This is a genomic window from Chitinophaga sp., assembly GCF_035564935.1.
Classification (GTDB): Bacteria; Bacteroidota; Bacteroidia; order Chitinophagales; family Chitinophagaceae; genus Chitinophaga.
In genome coordinates this window covers 1-4,604 of record NZ_DATMTE010000060.1, presented here as the reverse complement: position 1 = coordinate 4,604, position 4,604 = coordinate 1, and the positions used below count along the sequence as shown (strand labels likewise).

5 protein-coding genes are annotated in these 4,604 nt (G+C 49.1%); 3 read left to right on the top strand and 2 right to left on the bottom strand.

Features of this window, described 5'->3' with window-relative positions; all coding sequences use genetic code 11:
* Window positions 1-9: 9 nt before the first annotated feature.
* The gene (locus VN105_RS01605) at window positions 10-1,473 is read right to left on the bottom strand and encodes a PLP-dependent aminotransferase family protein (RefSeq protein ID WP_325637260.1); all 1,464 of its coding nucleotides are present in this window, start codon (window positions 1,471-1,473) and stop codon (window positions 10-12) included.
* Between the two features lie 90 nt (window positions 1,474-1,563).
* Here VN105_RS01605 and VN105_RS01600 point away from each other — a divergent pair, with 90 nt between their 5' ends.
* Window positions 1,564-2,001 carry a carboxymuconolactone decarboxylase family protein gene (locus tag VN105_RS01600; protein ID WP_325637257.1) on the top strand — a complete coding sequence of 146 codons (438 nt, stop codon included), beginning with the start codon at window positions 1,564-1,566 and terminating at the stop codon, window positions 1,999-2,001.
* A gap of 12 nt (window positions 2,002-2,013) precedes the next feature.
* A complete protein-coding gene (locus tag VN105_RS01595) occupies window positions 2,014-2,445 on the top strand; it encodes a GNAT family N-acetyltransferase (protein WP_325637255.1) in 432 nt (143 codons plus the stop codon).
* A gap of 103 nt (window positions 2,446-2,548) precedes the next feature.
* Here the strand turns inward: VN105_RS01595 and VN105_RS01590 are convergent, their stop codons facing one another.
* Window positions 2,549-3,115, bottom strand: coding sequence for a YceI family protein (locus VN105_RS01590; protein WP_325637253.1), 567 nt, complete (start codon window positions 3,113-3,115; stop codon window positions 2,549-2,551).
* A gap of 461 nt (window positions 3,116-3,576) precedes the next feature.
* On the opposite strand from VN105_RS01590, the gene VN105_RS01585 reads away from it, so the two are divergent.
* Window positions 3,577-4,449 carry an SDR family oxidoreductase gene (locus tag VN105_RS01585; protein ID WP_325637251.1) on the top strand — a complete coding sequence of 291 codons (873 nt, stop codon included), beginning with the start codon at window positions 3,577-3,579 and terminating at the stop codon, window positions 4,447-4,449.
* Window positions 4,450-4,604: the final 155 nt, after the last annotated feature.

Genomic DNA, 4,604 nt, shown 5'->3' with positions numbered 1-4,604 from the left:
CAAGGGAACCTACTTCAGTACTTTCTCCAGGATGGATACTGCTGCTGCAATTTCCTTGTTGTTGAGGGAAGCGAAGCCGAAGCGCAGTGCGTTCTGCGGGGCAGCGCCATAGCTGTATTGATCGCCGTTGCTGATTTGCAGGCCCAGTGTGGCAGCTTTGGCTGCTACTTTTTTCAGCGGGTATTTTTTTGAGAAGCGCAACCAGATAGCCATTCCTCCGGAAGGAACCGTAAAGCGTACTGCGTTGCCAAGCCTGGTGCTTAGTAAGTGGCAAAGCAGGTCCCGTCTTTCCTTATAAATTTTATTTGATTTCTTAAGATGTCTTTCTATAGTTCCATCCTGTAGCAGGTTAGCCAAAGCCTGTTCGGCGAGGTTATCGCCGCGCAGGTCCATCAGGCGGCGCAGGTTGGCTGCGGCATCGATAAAATGCGAAGGGGCAATCATAAAACCAATACGGATGGATAAACCAAGTGATTTTGTAAATGATCCGATGTAAATAACATTGCCGCCATGATCTGCACTGGCTAAAGGTAAAATAGGCGCCGAACTGTAATGGAAGTCATAATCGTAATCATCTTCAATTACCGGCAGTTTATATTTCCGGATCACTGCCAGCAGTTTCATCCTGCGCGCTGCGCTCAGCGTTACCGTGGTAGGATGGTGATGATGCGTGACCAGGTACAGCATTTTTATTTTCCGTTTGCTGCACAGCTGTTCAATCATATCCACATCAATCCCTTCTTCATCTACCGGCACACGTAACAGGCGTGCACCCAGCTGCTCAAAACAAAGGTCCGCAAAAATGTAATTCGGACTCCCAACAATTACCAGGTCATCTTTTTTGATCAGCAATGCAGCTGCCAGGTAAATAGCCATTTGTGCACCACGGGTGATCATTATGTGCGGGAGACTGATATTCAACCCGCGTGTGCCCGAAAGATACACCAGCATTTGCCTGCGCAGGGCTTCCAGGCCGGTGCCACCGCCATACATCAGCAACTTGTGATAACGGGGACTTTCTATCACCGACCGGCATTCCTTAACCCAATCCGTAAGAGGCGCCAGTCTTGCATCCGGGAAACCATCGTTGATGACCAGCGCAGCGCCGGCAGGTTTTGTAACCGGCGCCTGAAGGGCTGGCGTTTGATGAAACGAAAAACCAGCCGCTTCCCCGTAAGGCGATATGCCACCCTGGTACGTTCTGGGCCGTATCACCGGTAAATTGTCGGCCACCATCACCCCCTTTCGGGGCACCGCTACCAGCCAGTCCTGGCTCACCAGTTCATCATATGCTGCAATCACCGTTTTACGGTGCAGCTCCAATTGTATAGCCAGAACCCGGCTGCCCGGGAGGAATAAGCCCGGCTTCAGCAATCCTTCCTGGATAAGACCTATAAGCCGGTTGGCGATTTGCTGATATACCGGGAGCTTCAGCATTTTATCTGTTTGTATGAGTGTTTTAAAGGGTAGCATCTGGACTACTTAATGATTACAAAGTGGACTACTAAGATACTCCAGTTGGCGATAATTTTGTAGAATCATTTTAATACAAAACAACTGACGATGAAGACGAGATTTTTGATGAACGAAACGGAGCCGGGCGCTTATGCGGCTATGCTGGCAATGGAAAAATATCTTAGTACCACCGGCATTGCGCCGCTCCACCAGGAGCTGATAAGGATACGCGCCTCACAGATCAACGGATGCGCCTTTTGTGTTGATAAACATAGTAAAGACGCCCTGAAACAGGGGGAAACCACACAGCGGCTGCTCCTGCTCACCGTATGGCGTGAATCCCCGCAGTTCACGGAAGAAGAAAGGGTCATTCTGGCTATGACGGAAGAAATTACGCTGATCAGCCAGCAGGGCCTCACAGATGAAACTTATGAAAAAGCAGTGGCGACTTTTGGGCTAAACGGCGCCGCACAGCTGATCATGGCCGTTAATATTATTAATGCATGGAACCGGATCGGTGTATCCACCCGCCGCATCCCGGCCTAAAAACTTCGCTATATGATATCAATAAAAACCGCCGGCAGCGATGAAGAGCTGCTGGCCTGCAGTGAGGTGATCCTGTTTCTCCGTCCTTTCCTGGAACGGGAACAGCTGTTGGCACAATTAAAGGAGATGCAGTCTGAGAAATACGAGATCGTGTATATCACGGCGGAAGAAGATCCTTCTAAAGTGGCTGCCTTTGCGGGCTTCCGTCATATGAACAAGCTGTTCTCGGGGAAAACAATTTATATAGACGACCTGGCCTGCTTACCCGCCTACCAGGGGCGCGGCTATGCTGCCTTGTTACTGGATCATATAAAAGCGCTGGCACAAAAAGAAGGGTTACGTTCCGTACAGCTGGATTCAGGACATGCACTGCATCCTGCACACCGGTTGTACCACCGGCAGGGATACTATATCTCTGCCCATCATTTCTCACAGCCCTTGTAATGGCATCCAACGGTAATGCCCTGTGAAACGCTGTCCAGTGACAGGTGCTGTTATGGCAGCCGGCAACGATGATACCCGTGTACGGGCACACAGTGTATCACCGTTACTGTTTTTTTGCCTGTACGTTCAGCGTTACTGTGAGCTTATCATCAATGGCATTATCCGGGCCTACCTTGAAATCTTTCCGGTTAATGGTGAACTTACCGGTGAGCTGTAATGCCCCGGAAGATACTACTGCCGTAAACGGAAAGGTAATAGTGCGTGTAATTCCCTTGATGGTAAGCGCAGCAGTGAGCTGGTAAGTAGACGGTTTACCGGTAGCGGTAACGGTGGTAGCAACGATCCGCATCACGGGAAACTTTGCTGCATTAAAATACTTTTCCTCCAGCAGGTCGCGGTCACGCTTACCAATACCTGTACTGATCGTATTCACATCTACGGTGGCATCTATGGCCGCTGATTTCAGGTTGGCCGGATCAAAACGGATACTCCCCTTCAGTCCTTTGAAATAGCCGTTTACGGTAGAGGTAAATATGAGGTGATTAACGATAGTGAACTGTACTTTGGAACCCTGATCAGCGGGCGTATATTGTTGCGCCTGTGCAGTGATACTGCAAATTGCCAGGAGGCATAACAGCCATACACGGTTTGCATTTGCGGACGTTTTCATAACTACGAAGTTGATCAATTCCCCGCTTATTGCCAAATCATAAAAAACAGCAGGCAGCCCTTGCAATGCCACCGCTGTGCATCTGTCTTTGCAGGCATTTACATATCATGCATAATTTCGGAATCAATGATTAAAGTACTCAGGGGTTTCATATGTATCCGGTTAGGATAATAGAACACCGCAAGCTTGTGTATTGTTCAAACGCGGATTTTGTCTGACGCAGGATTAAACTGATTAAACTGATTTCGCTGATTTGATTTTGTAATGATTTTAAAAGATTTTGGGAGATATAAGCGGATACTTTCGCTTATATCTCCCAAAATCTTTTTTAATCATTACAAAATCAAATCAGGGAAATCAGTGTAATCAGCTTAATCCTGAGTCAGACAAAATCCGCTTCGTTTTCTTACAATTTCCTGCCTGCCGGAAAACGGAATTTTACATCATAAAAACAAATAACTATGAAACAGGCAAACATTCTGATCACCGGCGCTACCGGCCACATTGGTACTACCTTAGCGAAACATTTATCTGCACAGGGCGTTCCTTTCCGCGCCATGGTACGGCAGGCAGACAACCAGGCAAACACCATTGCCGCCTTGCCCGGCGCCGAAATAGTAACCGGCGATTTTAACGACGCAGGCAGTTTGGCCCATGCCCTGCAGGGTATGGAAAAAGCCTTCCTGCTCACCAACTCATCCGAAGAGGCGGAAACACTGCAAAGCAATTTTGTAACCGCTGCCGTTAAAAGCGGGCTGCCACATATCGTGAAGCTTTCCCAGCTGCACGCCAACGCACAATCGCCCGTACGTTTCCTGCGGTATCATGCTGCCGTGGAGGAAAAGATCCGCAGGTCCGGTATCGCATATACCTTTTTGCGTCCCAATTTATTCATGCAGGGATTACTTGGCTTCCGGGAAATCATCAACACGCAACATCAGTTCTTTGCCACCGCCGGCAACACCCCGATAAGCCTGGCAGACACCCGCGACATTGCCGCTGTTGCAGCCGCCGCACTTACCTCCGGCGGGCATACCGGCAAAATATACGATATCACCGGGCCAGAGGCACTCACCCATACCGAAATAGCCCAGATCCTGTCTGATGCTGTAGGGCGCACCATCCGGTACATTAATGTCACCGAAAGCGAATTACTGCCTGCCCTCTTACACGCCGGCTTTCCCACCTGGCAGGCCGAAGGATTGATCGAAGACTACGCCCACTACGCCCGCGGGGAGGCGGCGGCCATTTCCTCTGCGGTGCAGGACATCACGGGGAAGCCAGCACGCAATTTCGCTTCCTTTGCTGCGGAATACGCAGCGGTGTTCTCTTAGATCGCCTTCGGCGATGGAAATTGTCTTGGAGCAGGATTACGCTGATTACACTGATTACCCTGATTTGATTTTTTGGATTTAAAATGATTTGAGGAGATATAAGCGGATACTTTCGCCTGGATCTTTCCAAATCTTTTAAAATCATTTATAAAATC